A 17,681-nucleotide genomic window follows, 5' to 3' on the forward strand; every position below is an offset into this window, starting at 1 on the left:
CGGGGCATTCCCATTACCCCAGCTAGCCAATCTAACCCATCAGCGGCTCGTGGACTTGCAGTCCCCGCTTAGAATTCTCACACACCGTCGCAGCCTGGAGTTCCTGTGACCTCGCGTATGTCGGCGAACTACATACCCAGTCCCCCACCTGGGCCGTCAGCGTATTGCCACCGCCCTCAGTGTCCTTGATTGTGTCGTACCGATCCAACACATCCATGGCCTCAGCGCAGGTCATCTCACCCTTGACCACTTCCGCCAGACGATGGCCCTCCATGGCACCGCACATCATCGGCCCCTGAACAAGTGCATCCGTGCCCTGACTGTAGCCCCTCGCCGGCTCACTGCCCTGGGCCATGAGTTCCTCGACGGAATCGAAAACCTTGCCGGAGGTGCGAATATTCCTGTCCTTGCCTTCGATGGCAAAGGCCGCGTTATCCGACTGACACACCAGCTTGTTCGCATCCGTCTTCGCACACGCAGCGGTGCCGAAGCTCGTCCATTGGCCGTCGTCAAGCTCTTCCTGAGCCGACGGTACCCCTTCGACGAGCGTGTACGCGGCACCTGAAGTATCCAGCATGATTGCGCCCGGCGACTGTGGTGGGAACGGCGGAACCTCCACGTCGGGAATCGACGAATCAGCCTTACCGATGCACGTCACCGCGCCGTCTGAGTAGAAACACTCGCTCTTTTTCCCGTCTAGCGTGACGTAGAACGCCTTGATTCCGTTCTGGCTAAACCGCTGAACGTCAATTTTCTGGTAGGCGCTTTCATCAAATCCGATGCTGTCGGCGCTTGTCCCCTTCGTCGGCGACGGCATCTTCGGATTATCGCCCTCGCTTGCCGACGTCGATTGCGACTGCACCTCACTCTGATCATTGTTGCTTTGTGATGCGGCGGCATCTTCGGAATCTGAAGATGAGCAGCCGACGAGAGTTCCGAGCATGACAACAGCAAGGCCCGCGGTCATCCGAAACATCGCACTGCGACTGGATCGAATAGGACTCGCGGGCATCTGGTTTTGGGTGACTGACATGAAATCAGCTTATCGCCGAACGAATCGGCTGGCTTGTTGTTTGCCGTATTTAACGGATGCGGCGGTACCGCGGCTGCCATGGCCCGAGTTCGGTCACCATCAGCTGCCGCGACTACGACTAAGACCGCTGCTTAAGTGCCTCCACTGCACGGTCGGCGAGCTCCTCGCCAGCACCGTCGTATAGGTAGACAGCCATGTCAGCACCAACGTTAAGAAGCTGGCTCTTAAACTGCTGCACCTTGGTGGTAGTAGCAACCACGGCTTCGGTGTCCTGCTTACGGATGTTCTGAATCATGGTGTAAGTTTCGGCGTGCTCAGACAGCGCCAGCACGTACAGCGCTGGTTTCTTCTCCAACTCGATGTGGTGCCAGAGCTCTGGGTCTGTCACATCGCCTGGGATGACCTTGTAGCCCTGCTCACGCAGCTCTTCGATGCGATCCTCATCGAAGTCAACGCCGAAGACGTTCATGCCGTACTCATTAACCAACCTGCCGTAGACACCAACGCCGACTCGCCCCATACCCATGATGAGAGCATCGGCGTTGTCAATAATGACCTTTGCCTCTTCTGGCACCAGGCGGTCCTCTGGGGTTTCTGGGACGAACTTCTGCAGGAAGCTGACAATCTTGTCTTCGTGCGGGGCCATCAGCGAGCTGGCAATGAAGCTACCCGCCACGGCGACTGCCATAATCGAGGTCCATTCTTCCGGCAGAATGTCCTGTTGCGTCGCCGCCGCCATCACAATCAGACCGAACTCCGAGTAGTTGCTCAACGTCAGACCCGCCAGCGCACTCGTGCGCAGCGACAGTCCAGTGCGCTTGAGAATCCAGATGAAAATAGTGGCCTTGAACACCAGGAACAGAACCATAATCGCGGCGATGACGTAACCGCCAGCACTTGGCAGACCACCGAGGCCAATTTCGATAAAGAACGCGACCAGCAGCAGCTCACGGATACTAATCAGAGCTTCCGACAGGCGGTCAGAAATCGGGTGCGAGGACAGCAGAATACCGGCAACCAAGGACCCCAGCGAGCCGGACAGCCCTGCCAGCTCGAAAGCCGAGTAAGCGGCCACAGCAATACCAATGCCGGTGAGAACCAGCAGCTCAGTGCGGAACATGCGGTTGGGAAGCCGCGCCGCCAGCGGACGAATGAAGAACAATAGCGGCAGCGCCAGCGCCCACAGCTCCGGGGTCTTACCCGACGATGCCACCAGCACACCGACCGCAATGATGTCCTGCAGAATGAGCACACCAATCGCGATGCGTCCGATGGCCGAAGCACCGCGGTTCTGCTCCTCCAAGTGGCTCATCACAAACACCGTCGACGAGAAGGAAGTCGCGATGCCGATGTAAATCAACGCAGTCGCCGACAGCCCCGTGAGTTCACGCAGCGGCAAGAAACTGGCGATACCAAACAGCACGGCAAAAACCACCGTGTTTAAAAACGCGTGACCCAACCCTGAAAACACCACTCGCGGCGCCACGATATCCTTCGGATTTAGCTTCAGACCAATCGTGAACAGCAAGGTGGTAACACCGAGCTCGGCCAGCGAATCAATGAACGGGATTTCCTCGAGCCCCATTGCATGAACGGCAAAACCGGCCCCAAGGAAACCAATCAGCGGCGGCAGCCGAAGCAACGACGCACCGAGCCCGCCGATAATCGAAAACAGTATTGCTGTTAGGTATACGGATTCCACCCATCAAAGATAACGGCTGACACAACTGATAAATGCAGAGGTTGGCCATTAACCGTTCTTTGCCACCCGACTGGGGCTAGCGTCTTGGGAGCTAGCGTCGGTACGGAACCTCGCCCAATGCAATCGGCTGCGGGTGCTCCGCCACCCACGCGACCGCCGCTGCCGTCAACGCATCAATGTCCGACTCACCGGCTTTGCGCTGCTTTACGACGGCCATGGCATCCTCGGCAGCTCCTACCGTCTCCAGCCAAAAGTCGGTCATCGTGACAAAGTCTTCGTCCCAGTTGACGTAGCCCATCTCCAGGGCCTCGTACCCGAGCCGGCCCACGATGCGAATAACTTCACCCTGAACAGTCGCGGCTGCGCCACCACCCGGCACCAGGTAGTTCCAGAGGTATCGGAACTGGCCGTTGGTCGACTTGCCTGCGGGGACAATGATGTCGCTGTGGCCATCGTGAGGCGTAATCACGTCCGGACGTTCCGCACCGATGCGTTCGTAGAGGCGATCCATGACCGGCTGGTACTTGTCGCGCTGCTTGTCTGACATGCGGTTGTAGCGGCGACCGAATTTGGTGAACTCTTCGCGGACTTCGTCGTCGATTTCCGACCCAGCGTCCAGGAGCACCTCGATACTCTCTAGGACTCGACTTAGGGCATCGGTATCGGCGGTAGCGACGGCCTCTTTGAACGCTGTCCGGCCGTGACCGAGCCGGTTCTCGCGGTGAAGGTCAGCGCCATTTTCCAGCAGAAGCGCAATGGCCTTGGGCTGATGGCTCTTCGCAGCCATGAAAAGCGGCGGATGGGTGCCCGCTTCGATGTCTGCACCGCAGTCGAGCAGGAGCTTCATCTTGTCGATGTCGCCCCGGCTTGCGTGCTCTGCCAGGGCGGTTTTACCGAAGCGGTTCTCGGTGTTGACGTCGAGCCCCTGGTCGGTTAGCCAGCGCATGAGCTCCGGAGGGGTGCCACGGAGCGCCAGTGCAGTGTCCTTGCTGTATCCGAAAACTGCGTTGAGTGCGCAGGTTTCATAGACGGCTTTCAGCGCATCCATGTCACCGGCCTCGAGCAGCTCTTCGAAGTTCTCGACCAGTTTCTTCCGCTTCCGTGGCATGCAGTTTCCCCTTTACTTACCGCCCTCGTCAGTGGACAGCGCAGCCACGAATGCTTCCTGCGGCACCGAGACCGAACCGATGTTCTTCATACGCTTCTTACCGGCCTTTTGCTTCTCCAGCAGCTTGCGCTTACGGGAGATGTCACCGCCGTAACACTTAGCAAGGACGTCCTTGCGCAGTGCACGAATGTTCTCGCGGGCAATAATCTTCGAACCGATTGCCGCCTGAACCGGGACCTCGAACTGCTGGCGAGGAATCAGCTCGCGCAGCTTCTTGGTCATCTTGTTGCCGTACCACTGCGCATTGTCGCGGTGGACGATAGCGGAGAAAGCATCGACTGCTTCGCCCTGCAGGAGGATATCCACCTTGACCAGATCCGCGATCTGCTCACCGGCATCTTCGTAGTTCAGCGACGCATAACCCCTGGTACGGGACTTCAGCATGTCGAAGAAGTCGAAGATGATCTCGCCCAGTGGCATCTTGTAACGCAGCTCCACGCGATCCTCGGACAGGTAGTCCATACCGCCCATTTCGCCGCGCTTCTGCTGGCACAGCTCCATGGTGGGGCCAACGAATTCACTCGGCACAACGATGGTGCACTTGACCATCGGCTCGTAAATTTCGCGGAGCTTGCCCTCCGGCCAGTCACTCGGGTTGTGAACGGTGACCTCAGAGCCATCCTCAGTGACCACGCGGTAGACAACGTTTGGAGCTGTCGAAATCAAGTCCAGGTCGAACTCGCGCTCGAGGCGGGCGCGGGTAATCTCCATGTGCAGCAAGCCCAGGAAGCCACCGCGGAAACCAAACCCGAGAGCCACCGAGGTCTCCGGTTCGAATGTCAACGAAGCGTCGTTAAGCTGAAGCTTTTCCAACGCATCACGCAGGTCGGGATAGTCCTGCTGAGAGATCGGGAACAGACCGGAGTAAACCATCGGCTTGGGCTCTTCGTAACCTTCCAGAGGCTCCTCAGCCGGTGTGGCGTTCAGCGTGACGGTGTCACCGACCTTGGACTGACGGACATCCTTCACACCAGTGATGAGATAACCGACCTCGCCGACGCCAAGGCCCTTACACTTCTTCGGCTGCGGCGAAACAATGCCGATTTCCAGCAGCTCGTGCTTGGTGCCGGTGGACATCATCTGAATGACCTCACGCGGCTTGAGCTGACCATCAACAACGCGGATGTAGGTGACCACACCGCGGTAGGTGTCGTAGACGGAGTCAAAGATCAGCGCACGGGCAGGTGCCTCCGGGGCGCCGACCGGCGCCGGGACGAGCTCACAGACACGGTCGAGCATTTCCTCAACGCCCTCACCGGTCTTGCCCGAAACACGCATGACATCTTCCGGCTCGCAACCGATAATGTGCGCAATCTCCTCCGCGTACTTATCCGGATCCGCGGCCGGCAGGTCAATCTTGTTCAGAACTGGGATGATCTCCAGGTCATTTTCCATGGCCAGGTACAGGTTGGCCAGCGTCTGCGCTTCGATGCCCTGAGCGGCGTCGACAAGCAGAATCGCGCCTTCACACGCCTCGAGCGCACGCGAGACCTCGTAGGTGAAGTCAACGTGACCAGGCGTATCAATCAGGTGCAGGACGATCTCTTCGCCCGCGTGCTTACCAGTGCTCGGAACCCACGGCAGGCGCACGTTCTGAGCCTTAATAGTGATGCCGCGTTCGCGCTCAATATCCATATTGTCGAGGTACTGATCGCGCATGTCGCGCGCCTCCACAACACCCGAGAGCTGCAGAATTCGGTCCGCCAGGGTGGACTTACCGTGGTCAATGTGCGCAATAATGCAGAAATTTCGAATCCGTGAGGGGTCCGTAAAAGTCTGCTCCGCAAAATTCTTGGTCACGTTGGGTCTACTCCGAAAAATAAAGACGTTATGGGCATTGGGGCGCGGCGTTGGCCGACCCATATGCGCCGGCCTCGAAAACCGACCAGCCGGGCTTAAATACAATCACGCACAATCTTACCTATCGATTCCCTTCGCACTAAACCTCTAGACTTAGATTCCATGAGCTCCACTTCGTCCACCGATAAAAATGAACGCGAAAGCTGGCCACGCCGCCTGCGCAATCGCATCAGCGCGCGTCTTTTCGCCGGTACCGAGTGGTTCCGCGGCCCCGACACACTCGATGAGGCGCTGTTTAAGCTCAACACGCAACTTGGGCTCGCTCAGGACACCTCGCTTTCCGACGAGTCCAAGGAGGCCCTACTTCGCCTGCGAGACCCGGTGACCATCGCGCGTCCAACCGCGGAACTGGCCCGCACGATCGTGTACAGCCCCGACATGGATGGCCAAGCCGACCCCGGCGAAGTGGTGTGGATTCCATTGCAACTCGAAGGCGAAGACGCCGCCTTGCGGGAGCGCGCAGTTGTCGTGGTTGGCCGCCATGACCAGTACCTCCTGGGCATGCTGATTTCCACTCGCACCGAGCACAGCGAGCAACCGGAGTGGCTCTTTATCGGCAGTGGGTTCTGGAATGAAGACCCCAAGCCGTCGTGGGTGCGGATGGACCGTATCTTGCTCATTCCGGAATCCGGGATTCGCCGCGCAGGTGCGATGATGCCCCGCAGGCGCTTTGAGCTCATCGCCGCCCGACTGCGCGGGGACTACGGCTGGAATTAGGCAGTGGCTGGAACTGGGACGTGGCTGGAATTACTCAGTAGCTGAAATTAGGCAGTGGCTGGTATTAGGCAGCGCTGTTTGCTAGAATTCTGCAAGTTGTTTACCGTTGCGTTCCTTTGCGGCGAGCGCGGGCAGGACCTTGGGTTCGCGTTTTCATCGTCGTACAAGCGCAGTGCGCGGTGTGATTTCGCTGGTTGATTAGTTTGACCGGCGATGATTGTACAGCACGATATGCACTGTGATCAGGACTTTTCTTGGTGGCGGGCGGTAACAATTCCAACTACTACGGATACAAGAGGTATTCACGATGGCAAATATCAAGTCCCAGATCAAGCGCAACAAGACCAACGAGAAGGCTCGCCTGCGTAACCAGGCAATCCGCTCTGCAGTCCGCACTGAGATCCGCAAGTTCAAGGCTGCTGTTGAGGCTGGCGACAAGGCTGCTGCTGAGGCTCAGCTGCGCGTTGCATCCCGCAAGCTGGACAAGGCTGTCACCAAGGGCGTCTTCCACCGCAACACTGCGGCTAACAAGAAGTCCGGTATGGCTAAGGCTTTCAACAAGCTGGAGGGCTAATCCCCTTTTGGCGCTGTGAGCTGTGCTGTTTCAGCGCTGCGCTTGCGTCGTGCGAGCACTGCTTTTACGCCGCGCTTGCACCGTGAAAGTTAACCGCTTCCTGCTATTTTCCGATTTGCAATTCGGAATGTGGCGGGAGGCGGTTTTTCTTATTTAATCCCAATGCGAGTTAGTGACCCCGTTTATGTTTGGTGACGGCGGGCCGATCCGAGTTACTGACTGCGTTTATGACAAAAATGGCCTGAAAAATGGCTTGAAAGTGCTATAAACTTACACAGTTTCACATTTGCAGCCCGTTGGGCTGGCCGTGGACCCCGCCTCCCACACTGTTGGTTGTTGATTTCCATCGCTTCGGTTCCAGCACACCAACCTGCGGCCCGCACATGCGGACAGCACAATTTCTACAGGAAGGAAACTCATGCCGAAGACAACTTTCACGACCGTTGCGCACGCCCCTACCAACCTCGAAACCACGGTGACCTCTCGCGACATGAGCTTCACCCTGGACGAGCCGACTGACCTCGGGGGAACCAACAAGGGCATGAACCCGGTCGAGGCGCTGCTCGGAGCCCTCGGCGCCTGCAAGTGCATCGTCGTCCGCTCATTCGCTGCTGCCCAGGGCATCAAGCTCAATGATGTCAAGGTTGAGTGCTCCGGTGTGCTCGATCCAGACGGATTCATGGGGAAGAACCCGGAGGCAAAGATCGGTTTCTCCGAGATCCACACCCGCTTCCACATTGATGCAGATAACACGAGGGAAGAACTGGTCGCCTTCCTCGACTTTGTCGAATCCCACTGCCCAGTCCAGGACACGCTGTCTAACCCGGCTACATCGTCCTTCGAGCTTGCATAGCTGAAAATCATCGGCGCTAGCGAAGCAGCCTGCTGAGCAGGACGGCCACACAATCATCGTGTTCTTCGCGGTGTTTCGCCTGTCACCACAGAACTGAAGCTCCCACGGGGACCCGAACTATTTAACGCCGATGGGACAAATGCGCCAGCTCCGCGATACGAAGCACCGACTGTTCCAGCGATAGTTCCGGCGTCGATGAGGCTCCCTTGGTGTCCGCATCCAGCTGTGCCGCAACAACCACAGCGCGAGCTACTGCGGGGGTTGACCAGGCCGAAGCCAACCGCTGTGTTTTCTCTAGTTTCCACGGCGGCATGCCATAGCGGTGGGCATCCCTGCGAGCATTAACGCCACGTGCGCCGTGGAGCCGAGCTACATCACCGACCATTCCCGTGATAGCAGCCGACAGCAGTGCCGGTGCCATGCCCAGCTGCAAGGCACGGCGCATCTTGGCCAACGCTTCCCCACCGCGACCGCGCAGTGCTAGCTCGGCAATCTCAAAGCCCGAGACCTCCGCCGAAGCACCGTAGTAGGTGCGCACTGCCTCCGAAGTGACCTTGCCCGCGGTGTCCGCACAGAGCTGGGAAATGGCAGTGGCCAACTCGCGGAGGTCCGAACCGACCGCATCCAGGACGGTATCAATGACGTCGCGACGCACCTTAACCCCGTGTGAGGCGAACTCTTCGCCAACGAAACCCGGCAAATCGTTCCTCTTGAGCGGTTGTGCTTCGAAAAAGCGGACGCCTAGCTTACGCAGGTCAGCCACCATCTTCTTCTGACGGCCCTCGCCACTGTGCAGGAGAATCAACGTGATGCCCGGCGCGGGATCTTTAACAGAATCCATCAACAGCTTGGCGGGTTCTTTACCCGCATCCTGGCAGTCGGTGACAACCACAATGCGGTCATCCCCAAACAACGAGGGGCTGAAAAGCTCCACTGCGTCAACAGTGGTCATGTCCCCTGCGCGGATGGTGGTCACAGGCACCGAGCGTCCGCCCGGATCGGACTCCGTTGCTGCCTGCGCGCGGACGGCAGCGACAATGGCGAGGCGGGCGCGGTCTTTCAGCAGCTCCTCTTTGCCCACAATCAAATTCACGGGTGCGACGGCGCTCAATCCCGACCTCTTTTCCGCGTTGATTCCTGCGACTGTTATTTCTAGCCTACGGGACAGCCCGGATTTCACCTCCCTCGCCAGACGTCACCATTCGAATAGAGAGCTTGTGGCCCATCTCGCTGTGGACACACCACAGGAATGTGCTCGGGGGTCATTACGATTTCTCGCACGCGCGGACCACACTCGCGGGCGACAAACCACTGCGGTGAGCTGCGTGTTTGGGGAACTCTGCCGCTCACGGATTCAGCGATATACGAAGGGGACTCCACCACCACCGTTTCTATCGTGGGATTATCAACGGCTGGATCGAGCCGCTGGGCATGCCATGTCATTTCCTCGGTGATTCTGAGGGCAATTCGGCACTGCCGGCTGAGCGGGGTTGGTGCAGAGCTGCTGTCCGAATCTCGCGCCGAGCGGCCAACAGAAGCGCCATGGCTGACGAGCCCTTCGACAGCGCCCGTGCGAATGAGAACAATCTGGTTTTTCTCAGCACAGGCGGCAAGCTTCCACCCCAGTGGGGCACGCGCAATGTCGAGACCGAACACCCAGATAAACGCGTAGCTACAGGCGGCCAGGACAACCGCAAAGCCACCAGCGCGAAGCGCAAGACGGGGCCACGCCCAGAGCGTCGTCAAGCATGTAAGTGTAAGCGTGCAGGAGACGACCAACGTGACCGTCCCAGTGGCGGGCGCGACGATGCCTGCAGTAAGGCGTGCGACCTGATAGATCCACCACGCGCATGGCGCAGCACACCAGAGCAGAGCGCTGACCAGCCAATTGAGATGCAATGCGGCGGCAACGGCAGCGAGCGAACCGGCGATAGTAACGGGTGCGACGGCGGGCGCGGCGAGCAGATTAGCAAGCAGTGAGATATGGCTGATTTCGCCGATGAGTAGCGCCAATACGGGCATGGTGACCACGTGTGCGGCAATCGATACGGCGATGGCGCGGACTACTGGGGCGGGCCAGGTCCCCATAACGGTGGTGGCGGACAGACGTCTGGCAAGGGGCTCGGCAAGAAGGACTAGCCCGGCGGTGGCTGCGACCGAGAGGGCGAAGCCCACTGATACCGATAGGTCTGGTGCCAGGAGAATCAACCCAATAATGCCAGCCGATAGCGCCGCGATGGCTTGGCCAGCTCGTCCTACGAGAATAGCCAACAGCCCAATGCAGCCGGTGACCACTGCGCGTAGCACTGAGGGTTCTGTGCCCACGATTGCTACAAACCCATACAGGGCAACCGCGGCGACTGCGACTCGCACTCGCGGTCCAGCCCAGGAGAAAACCGCTACGACAGCCCCGACAACAAGTGCAACGTTGGCTCCAGAGACGGCTGACAAATGTGAAAGCCCGGAAGCAGTCATCATGTCGCCGTCAGCGAGGGTGAAACCACGCTCATCGCCGATGGCCATGGCGGGTATGAGGCGGTCGGGGCCAAAGGGGAGATTCTGCGCCGAGTAAAAGAGCTGCTGCCTCACATCAGCGGCAAGCCCCTGTGGTGGCGCAATGACCTCAACATCTCCGCGTAGATTCAGCTGGATTCCGCTGATGCAGGGTTTGCTGGCCGCACGTATACCGGCTGTGGATTCAACTACGGTGTCTCTCGTGACCGACAACAGTGACTCGTCGCCAAAAACCGTCACTTGACCAGGAAGGCCCTCGATGCGTGCCTTCGCACTGGCCCCGAATTCGGTTGCTTTCGGCTCCGTGACCAGGCGCAACTGCACTTTCGTCATCCTGCCAATGTCGTGATGGAGCTCGTGGGCTCGGGCTCGCGCTATGCGGATTCGCGTGGCTACCGCAACGCTGGCCACCGACACAACTGGCACCAGGATAGTGGCGATCGCTCGCCAGCCGGATGTCACCGCGCCTCTTCCCCATCGCCACGACCAACGCTGCCACGCCCACGGCAACACCACCGAAGTCACGATTGTGCACGGTGCCACAACTATCGCCCATTCTGGGCGCATGATCACTGCCACCGCAGTCGCCCACGCCAACACCGCTGCTGGCACTAGCCGCACATCGAGCCCAGCACGAGCGCGCAGGTCAGACGGTGGCGACATCGCGCAGAGCCTCTACCTTCGCCGGGCCGATTCCCGGAACCTCCTCAAGTGCGTCGATACTCGCAAAAGGCCCGTTCTTTTCCCGAAAGTCGATGATTTTGGTCGCCGTTGCGGGTCCGATTCCGGGCAATTCCTCCAACTGAGTGGCGGTGGCGGTGTTGAGGTTGATCTTTCCACCCGCACCGGAAGTACCGCCAGAACCAGGCACACCGGATTTACCGCCAGAACCTCCAGAACCGCCAGAAGCATCGGCCCCACCCTCCGCCGTCCCTGCTGGCAACGCCTCTGTCCCGACCACAATCTGTTGACCATCAACCAACGGCGCCGCCAGGTTCACACTGGCAGGATTAGCCTCCGGCAAAAGCCCACCCGCACGCTCAATTGCCTCCACCACCCGCGCGCCCGCTGGCACCTCCACCACGCCTGGATTCACGACCAACCCCACCACCGACACAATCAACGGCCCCGCCTGTGCCTGAGCGTTAGTCTCCTTCCCCGGACCGCCCGGCGTCTCCGCTGAGGTTTCGGTCGTCTCCGGTGTCGTCCCCGCTTCAGCCGCGTCCTGCACCGCAGGCATCTCTACCTGCGGCGACGACGGCCATACCACCGCCGCAATTGCTCCCAGGGCCAACACCGCAATCACAATGCACGCGGCCATCGCCACCCGCGGCGTCACCACCGCCCGGCGCACGGAAAAGTCCACCGCCATGCGCTTGTCTTGATCAATCGGTTCCAGGTAGTCCGCCAGCCGATTCCGCAAATTCGTCACGATGCGCACACTAGCGCCCCGCCCCACACCGCACTCCCGCGAAAGCACCTGTCGAAGCGTCATCTGTGGATAAAAAATGACCTGTGGAGGTTATCCACAGGTCACATCATCTGCTCAGTTCAGCCGCTATTTCTTCTTCTCATCGCCGTCATCATCACGCTTGTCGCTTGACGACGACTCCTGCGATTTCTCCCCTTCGGTGCCAAATACAGCTCCCTCGGGATCAGACTTATCGCGCAGCGCCAAATCAGAGATAGCCTTCGCCAGACGCTCAGCTTTATCCAGGGCTGCTTGGCGGTTCTCACTCCACGTTGGCAATTTAGAAACCGCCGTGGTGAAAAGCGGAATTCCCTGTTCATTAGTCACGACTGTGCGACGGATACGCTTATTGCGGTTGCGACTAGCAGCCGGATTTTCAACTGCCTTCACCGCAGCCTGATCGGTGATCGGCTCACCTGAGTCCGTGGTGCCAGCGCTTTCAGCCAAACCATCCGTGTCAGCAGAGTCACCGGAATTGCCTATGCTCCCGGAATCATCTTCCACTGCGTCGGTGACCTCAGCTCCAACAGCAGCCGCGTCACTCTCCTCCACACTGTGGAGCAGCGCTGTCACACCCATCTCTGCTTCAAAATCCATGGCACCCGAATCAATCGAGCCACCGGAAACCATGCCAACTGCATAGGCTCCCTGCCCGACATGAGCAGCAAGCGACTCCGGCAAATCCAGGATTCTAAACCGGGTATCGTCGGGTAGCTCTTCGGCAAGCATGGCCTGGAGCTCGTGGACGTCGTCAAGCGCGTCGGAATGATGCAGCAATACTGCAGGCGGACGGTTCGCCGATGACGCAGACCGCACCATCTTCGTGGCAAAATCCACCATCCGCTGCTTGACCTTCGCTTCTGTACGGCACTTGGCGACCAGTGCCAGTGAGCCATCTTTGATGCCAACGATGGGTTTGATAGCGAGAGCCGTAGAGAGCATCGCTTGGCCCGCGGAGATGCGACCGCCACGGCGCAGTGAATCAAGCTTTGGTACGAACAACCAGAGTCGATAGCGCTGCAGCACATCACGGGCGACATCAGCAACCTCATCACGACTAGCCCCGGCTCTTGCGGCCTTGGCTGCAGCGATGGCAGCGGCACCGACTCCAGCTCCTACGGTGTCGGTGTCGATAACGGTCACGCGGTCCAGCGCACCGGCAGCCGTGACAGCGTTCGACCAGGTCGCGGACATTCCCTTGCCAAGATGCAGGGCAACAACGCCAGCGTCAGAGCCATCCTTGTTGGAGCGTTCCAGCGCACGCGCATATGCGGCGCACAGCTTCAGCGGGCTAACTGCCGACGTGGTGACGGCGTCTTCATTGATGTCATGGTCGATGGGAACCACGGTGATATCGAGCTTGCGGGCAACCTCGGGCATCAGACACGCGGTGTCATCGACAACAATGCGAACGCGACCGTCACCGGGCATGGCGGCCTCCTGAAGAGGCAGAAACCTGCGACTCCCGCACGCGAACCTTCGCATTAAAAGCATTCAGGTACCAAGAGGTCTCACCATTGACGCGCGTGCGTTGCTCCATTTCAACCCACGCAGTGTTGCCCAGGCCGTTAAACGTGCTGAAATAGTCGCGCGGCAGCTGCAGCAGGGCTGCGGTAGCGGCAGCAATGGCACCACCGTGGGACACGAGCACAAAGGTGTCCGACTCCCAATCGGGGTTAGCTGCTAGCTCAGCAATGACTGCCAGCACTCGGTTGGAGACCTCAAAGCGGGTCTCGCCGCCCTTGGGTGCCCAGTTGAGGTTATGACGCCAGTGGTCACGCATACCGGGAAACGCGGAGTCAATCTCGTCGTAGGTGCGCTCTTGCCATTCACCGAGGTTGGTCTCACGCAGGCGCTTATCAAAACTCAACTCTGCGCCGGTGGCCTCAGCTAGCGCGCGGGCGGTGTCAGCTGCCCGGGTCAGGTCGGAGGACACGATTTTTGTGATTCGCGGTTCAGCCTCCGCCAGGTACTGCGCCGCAGTACGGGCTTGCTCGCGGCCGACGTCGGAAAGCTGCGTGTCCAGCTGTCCCTGAATGCGGCCGGTAGCGTTATACGACGTCTGCCCGTGCCGCAGCATAATCAGGCGACGTCGAGCGGCAACATGTGCCTCGCGTGAGCCCGCCACAGTTAGAACTCGTCCGTGCCCGGGTTTTCGGCAGCCAGCGGAATCTCGTCGATGGAACGAGCATTGCGGGCGGAATCTTCGCCGTCCTCGTTGCTCGGCTGCTCGACGCCTTCGACCTCGATGCGCGGGCAATCGCGCCACAGTCGATCCAGGCCGTAGAAGTCGCGTTCTTCACTGCGGAAGACATGCACGACGATGTCACCGTAATCCAGCAGCGCCCAACGTCCCTCACGGACACCTTCGCGGCGAACCGGCTTTGCGCCGAGGTCACGCAGATCGTCCTCAATTTCGTCGACGATTGCGGCAACCAGACGCTCATTGTCAGCACTGACCAGGACGAATGCGTCCGTAATCACCACTGGGCCAGAGACATCGAGAACAACGACGTCCTCACCCTTTTTGCTATTGGCGGCCTTCGCCGCGGCGGTCGCCAGCTCAATGGCGCGTGGTTGTGCAGTCACGAAAGACTTCAGCTCCTTGTGATTAAAAAAGTCGTGAAAAACAGCGTTTGTACTTGTAACTTACCGCCTCAGCGGGATTTTGCTAACTTTCAGTCGTCGGTATCGGACTTCGCATCCACCGACGCCGCATCCTCGGAGGTCGAGTTCACCGACGCGGGCCCCACAGAACCAACTGTGCCCTCAGCAGACTGGTACAGACCACGCTTAGCGATGTACTGGACCACGCCATCCGGCACCAAGTACCAGACAGGGCGTCCTGCCTCCGCCCGCTTTCGACAGTCGGTGGAAGAAATGGCCATCGCGGGAATCTCGATGAGGTGTAACCGCGAGGCGTCTATTCCCTCCAGGTCCTCTGCACGCAGGTGAACTCCTGGGCGAGTGACACCGACGAACGTTGCTGCGTCGAACATCTCCTCCCAGTCCCGCCACGTCATAATCTTCTGCAGCGCATCGGCACCGGTAATGAAGAACAGATCCGCGTTAGGATAGATGACCTTCAAATCCCGCAGCGTATCGACGGTATAGGTCGCACCCGGCCGGTCAATATCAACCCGCGAGACCGAAAACTGCGGGTTCGACGCAGTGGCAATGACCGTCATCAGGTAGCGATCTTCGCTGTGAGAGACCTTCCGGCCGCGCTTTTGCCACGGTTCACCCGTGGGCACGAAAAGCACAAAGTCGAGGTCAAAACGGTCTGCCACCTCGCTGGCGGCAACCAGGTGACCATTGTGGATGGGGTCAAAAGTGCCACCCATTACGCCAATGCGCTGCCGGGGCGCTTCCGCCGACTTTGCTGTCAACGCGGCGTGTACCCGCGACCGCACACTTTTCCTGCGCTTAATCATGACTGGCACTTTACCTGGGCACTACGGACGGGTCTGTCCACGACCAGCCAGAACCCACTTGCTGCTGGTCAACTCCGGTAGCCCCATCGGGCCACGGGCGTGCAGCTTCTGAGTGGAAATACCAATCTCTGCGCCGAAACCATACTGCTCACCATCGGTGAACGCAGTGGAGGCATTGACGCTGACGGCGGCAGCATCAACACGGTCGACGAACTCCTGGCACACTCCCCAGTCACGTGCAGAGATAGCTTCCGTGTGTCCCGAGGAGTACTCAGTGATGTGATCAGTTGCGGCCACAACACCGTCGACGATGCGCGCGGCAATGTCTAGCGAGAGGTACTCATCCGACCAGTCGTCCGCCGTCGCAGGAATGACCTCACCAGTCCACCCAGAGGCCGCCAGATTATCGACATCGCCGTGGACCGCAACCCCCGCGTCGGCAAGCGCGTCCAAAATGCGGACCTGGTCCTGCGCGGACAGCGCCGAGTCGATGAGAACCGTTTCGGTGGCGTTACAGACGCTCGGACGGCGGGTCTTGCCGTTAATCATCAGCGCAATCGCCTCGTCGATATCGGCGGAGGCATCGATGTAGATGTGGCAGTTGCCAGTACCGGTCTCAATGGTCGGCACCGTTGCCTTCGTCACGACGGCCTCAATCAGACCGGCACCGCCGCGCGGAATCACCACGTCAACCAGGCCACGGGCAGTGATGAGGTCCTGCACTGAATCGTGGGTCTCACACGGCAGCAGCTGGACAAGGTCCTCCGGCGCATCGTGGTTGGCCAGCACCTCACGCAAAACCGCGACCAGCTGCGTGTTGGAGTGGACGGCGGACTTGGAGCCGCGCAGCAAGGCCACGTTGCCTGACTTCAGCGCCAGACCAAAGGCATCAACCGTAACGTTCGGGCGAGCCTCGTAGACCATGCCCATCACACCCAGCGGAACGCTGACCTGGGAAAGCTTAATGCCGTTGGGAAGAGTGCTTCCACGCAGCACCTCGCCTACCGGATCCGGCAGTGCCGCAACCTGACGAAGCCCACCGGCAATGCCCTCAACACGATCGGCGTCAAGACGCAGGCGATCCAGCAGGGAGTCACTAAAACCACGAGCCTTACCGGCCTCGATATCCTTGGCGTTGGCCGCCAGAATGTCTTCAGTACGGGCAACCAGCGCGTCTGCTGCGGCCAGCAGGAGCTCGTTCTTGCGTGCCGACGTAAAGCGCGACAGCTCTCCCGCGACAGCCTTGGCACGCTGTGCCTTTTCTAAAACCTCGGCGCGCTCAGCAGCACGCTCCGGGCTAAGAGCCGAATCCTCGGCAATACCCTGTTGATTGGTGTTAGCAGTTTCGTTCGTTTGAGCAGTCATGCCTACCAGCATAACTAGAGTGAGACATCATTTGAGGGAATTAGCTCAGCAACCCAAGGAAAGATGTAATTCATCAACAGCAGGAACACGATGACGGCAATCACGATGGTGATGATCGCTTTCACCCACCACGGCCCCGGTAGGGATCGCCAAAAAGCTGCGTACATCTAGTTGACCTCCTTGGTCTCAACACCGGCGAGAACCGCGTGAATAATGAGACGATGAGTGTTGTCCCACTGCGGATGGCAGGTAGTCAGCGTAAGTAGAGTGGCGTCACCGACCGGATTGAGGACATCGGACCGGTCCGGAGTAACGATGTGCTGGCCAGGAATCTCGGGGACGTTAATTCCTTCTGGCACACAGTCGAAGCTTTCCCCTGCGCCAGCCATACCATCGACCGGCAATACCTTGTAGCGATAAATAGCATCACGCGTCTCTACAGTGATGTCATCGCACGTCTGCAGACGGTCAATGTTGTCAAAGGGAGCTCCGTGACCGTCACGGTGAGCGGCGTAAGAGCTGTTGCCCACCTGCCCCGGAAGGGCTGTGCCCGGATAATGGCCGGGGCCACCGCGCAAAACTTCCTGGGAGACACCTTCAAATACGACAAAATCGCTAAAACCGGCCTTAGGAGCCGAAATCAGCGCCACCGCCGAGCCAGGCACCCAGGAGCCCTCAACAACTGGCTCCGTGCCTTCTGGCGCCGGAGCTGGGGCCGACGCCGGCGCGGACCATGCCTGCTGCAGCTCATCACGAGCCTGGTCCTGAGCTTTCCCGGTCTCAAGACCAGACCAGTACAGCAGATAAAAGGCGAAGAGCGCGACCAGCACTCCAGCTGTCAAGAGCAACTCGCCGATGACGCCAATAATCTTCGATAACACACTTAGGATTATGCCCGAAAGTTCCTCACCCAGGCAGTCTGCACTCAGCCAGTCCTCCCCCAGCCAGTCCGCACTCGGCCAGTCTTTGCCGAGGCACCTCTATCCGGGC

At 59.3% G+C, this 17,681-nt stretch carries 17 protein-coding genes; 3 read left to right on the forward strand and 14 right to left on the reverse strand.

Going from position 1 to position 17,681, the window contains the following annotated elements:
• Positions 1–31: 31 nt before the first annotated feature.
• From HMPREF2847_RS10880 to lepA, 4 genes are all read right to left on the reverse strand, one after another.
• Entirely contained in the window at positions 32–967 is a 936-nt protein-coding gene (locus HMPREF2847_RS10880) for a hypothetical protein (RefSeq protein ID WP_246822018.1), read from the reverse strand.
• Between the two features lie 184 nt (positions 968–1,151).
• Positions 1,152–2,735, reverse strand: coding sequence for a cation:proton antiporter family protein (locus HMPREF2847_RS10885; protein ID WP_070852483.1), 1,584 nt, complete (start codon positions 2,733–2,735; stop codon positions 1,152–1,154).
• A 91-nt stretch (positions 2,736–2,826) separates the two neighbouring features.
• Positions 2,827–3,843, reverse strand: coding sequence for an ankyrin repeat domain-containing protein (locus HMPREF2847_RS10890; protein WP_070852485.1), 1,017 nt, complete (start codon positions 3,841–3,843; stop codon positions 2,827–2,829).
• 12 nt (positions 3,844–3,855) lie between these two features.
• Positions 3,856–5,703 (reverse strand): translation elongation factor 4, encoded by a 1,848-nt coding sequence (gene lepA, locus HMPREF2847_RS10895; protein ID WP_070852487.1) that lies wholly within the window; start codon positions 5,701–5,703, stop codon positions 3,856–3,858.
• A 162-nt stretch (positions 5,704–5,865) separates the two neighbouring features.
• Between lepA and HMPREF2847_RS10900 the strand changes: the two genes are divergently transcribed.
• The 3 genes from HMPREF2847_RS10900 (at position 5,866) to HMPREF2847_RS10910 (ending at position 7,907) form a co-directional block, all read left to right on the forward strand.
• Complete coding sequence (locus tag HMPREF2847_RS10900) at positions 5,866–6,480, forward strand: type II toxin-antitoxin system PemK/MazF family toxin (protein ID WP_070852490.1); 615 nt, start codon at positions 5,866–5,868, stop codon at positions 6,478–6,480.
• Positions 6,481–6,787: 307 nt separating this feature from the next.
• Entirely contained in the window at positions 6,788–7,054 is a 267-nt protein-coding gene (gene rpsT / locus HMPREF2847_RS10905) for a 30S ribosomal protein S20 (RefSeq protein WP_038628143.1), read from the forward strand.
• A 418-nt stretch (positions 7,055–7,472) separates the two neighbouring features.
• A complete protein-coding gene (locus HMPREF2847_RS10910) occupies positions 7,473–7,907 on the forward strand; it encodes an OsmC family protein (RefSeq protein WP_048735095.1) in 435 nt (144 codons plus the stop codon).
• Between the two features lie 121 nt (positions 7,908–8,028).
• Here the strand turns inward: HMPREF2847_RS10910 and holA are convergent, their stop codons facing one another.
• From holA to HMPREF2847_RS10955, 10 genes are all read right to left on the reverse strand, one after another.
• Entirely contained in the window at positions 8,029–9,087 is a 1,059-nt protein-coding gene (gene holA / locus HMPREF2847_RS10915) for a DNA polymerase III subunit delta (protein ID WP_070852492.1), read from the reverse strand.
• Positions 9,084–11,084: a ComEC/Rec2 family competence protein gene (locus tag HMPREF2847_RS10920; protein WP_070852493.1), complete on the reverse strand. Its 2,001-nt coding sequence runs from the start codon at positions 11,082–11,084 to the stop codon at positions 9,084–9,086. The genes holA and HMPREF2847_RS10920 overlap by 4 nt, the downstream gene beginning before the upstream one ends.
• Positions 11,068–11,853: a ComEA family DNA-binding protein gene (locus HMPREF2847_RS10925; protein ID WP_246822019.1), complete on the reverse strand. Its 786-nt coding sequence runs from the start codon at positions 11,851–11,853 to the stop codon at positions 11,068–11,070. The genes HMPREF2847_RS10920 and HMPREF2847_RS10925 overlap by 17 nt, the downstream gene beginning before the upstream one ends.
• 126 nt (positions 11,854–11,979) lie before the next feature.
• On the reverse strand, positions 11,980–13,323 hold the full coding sequence (locus tag HMPREF2847_RS10930) for a DegV family protein (protein ID WP_070852497.1): 1,344 nt from the start codon (positions 13,321–13,323) through the stop codon (positions 11,980–11,982).
• Positions 13,313–14,020, reverse strand: coding sequence for a histidine phosphatase family protein (locus tag HMPREF2847_RS10935; RefSeq protein ID WP_070833833.1), 708 nt, complete (start codon positions 14,018–14,020; stop codon positions 13,313–13,315). The genes HMPREF2847_RS10930 and HMPREF2847_RS10935 overlap by 11 nt, the downstream gene beginning before the upstream one ends.
• Before the next feature lie 2 nt (positions 14,021–14,022).
• On the reverse strand, positions 14,023–14,481 hold the full coding sequence (gene rsfS, locus HMPREF2847_RS10940) for a ribosome silencing factor (protein ID WP_070852499.1): 459 nt from the start codon (positions 14,479–14,481) through the stop codon (positions 14,023–14,025).
• A gap of 89 nt (positions 14,482–14,570) precedes the next feature.
• On the reverse strand, positions 14,571–15,326 hold the full coding sequence (gene nadD, locus HMPREF2847_RS10945; RefSeq protein ID WP_070852501.1) for a nicotinate-nucleotide adenylyltransferase: 756 nt from the start codon (positions 15,324–15,326) through the stop codon (positions 14,571–14,573).
• Between the two features lie 21 nt (positions 15,327–15,347).
• Positions 15,348–16,691: a glutamate-5-semialdehyde dehydrogenase gene (locus HMPREF2847_RS10950; protein WP_246822020.1), complete on the reverse strand. Its 1,344-nt coding sequence runs from the start codon at positions 16,689–16,691 to the stop codon at positions 15,348–15,350.
• Positions 16,692–16,705: 14 nt separating this feature from the next.
• A complete protein-coding gene (locus HMPREF2847_RS11630) occupies positions 16,706–16,858 on the reverse strand; it encodes a hypothetical protein (protein ID WP_016422316.1) in 153 nt (50 codons plus the stop codon).
• Positions 16,859–17,572, reverse strand: coding sequence for a class E sortase (locus tag HMPREF2847_RS10955; protein ID WP_070852506.1), 714 nt, complete (start codon positions 17,570–17,572; stop codon positions 16,859–16,861). It lies immediately after the preceding gene.
• Positions 17,573–17,681: the final 109 nt, after the last annotated feature.

It is taken from the genome of Corynebacterium sp. HMSC074C03 (genome assembly GCF_001838285.1).
Lineage (GTDB): Bacteria > Actinomycetota > Actinomycetes > Mycobacteriales > Mycobacteriaceae > Corynebacterium > Corynebacterium amycolatum.

Bases quoted from the DNA above. Each gene is read 5' to 3' on its own strand.
- HMPREF2847_RS10880 (WP_246822018.1), bottom strand. From the start codon at position 967: ATGACCGCGGGCCTTGCTGTTGTCATGCTCGGAACTCTCGTCGGCTGC.
- HMPREF2847_RS10890 (WP_070852485.1), bottom strand. From the start codon at position 3,843: ATGCCACGGAAGCGGAAGAAACTGGTCGAGAACTTCGAAGAGCTGCTC.
- HMPREF2847_RS10900 (WP_070852490.1), top strand. From the start codon at position 5,866: ATGAGCTCCACTTCGTCCACCGATAAAAATGAACGCGAAAGCTGGCCA.
- rpsT (WP_038628143.1), top strand. From the start codon at position 6,788: ATGGCAAATATCAAGTCCCAGATCAAGCGCAACAAGACCAACGAGAAG.
- HMPREF2847_RS10910 (WP_048735095.1), top strand. From the start codon at position 7,473: ATGCCGAAGACAACTTTCACGACCGTTGCGCACGCCCCTACCAACCTC.
- HMPREF2847_RS10920 (WP_070852493.1), bottom strand. From the start codon at position 11,084: ATGTCGCCACCGTCTGACCTGCGCGCTCGTGCTGGGCTCGATGTGCGG.
- HMPREF2847_RS10930 (WP_070852497.1), bottom strand. From the start codon at position 13,323: ATGCCCGGTGACGGTCGCGTTCGCATTGTTGTCGATGACACCGCGTGT.
- nadD (WP_070852501.1), bottom strand. From the start codon at position 15,326: ATGATTAAGCGCAGGAAAAGTGTGCGGTCGCGGGTACACGCCGCGTTG.
- HMPREF2847_RS10950 (WP_246822020.1), bottom strand. From the start codon at position 16,691: ATGACTGCTCAAACGAACGAAACTGCTAACACCAATCAACAGGGTATT.
- HMPREF2847_RS11630 (WP_016422316.1), bottom strand. From the start codon at position 16,858: ATGTACGCAGCTTTTTGGCGATCCCTACCGGGGCCGTGGTGGGTGAAA.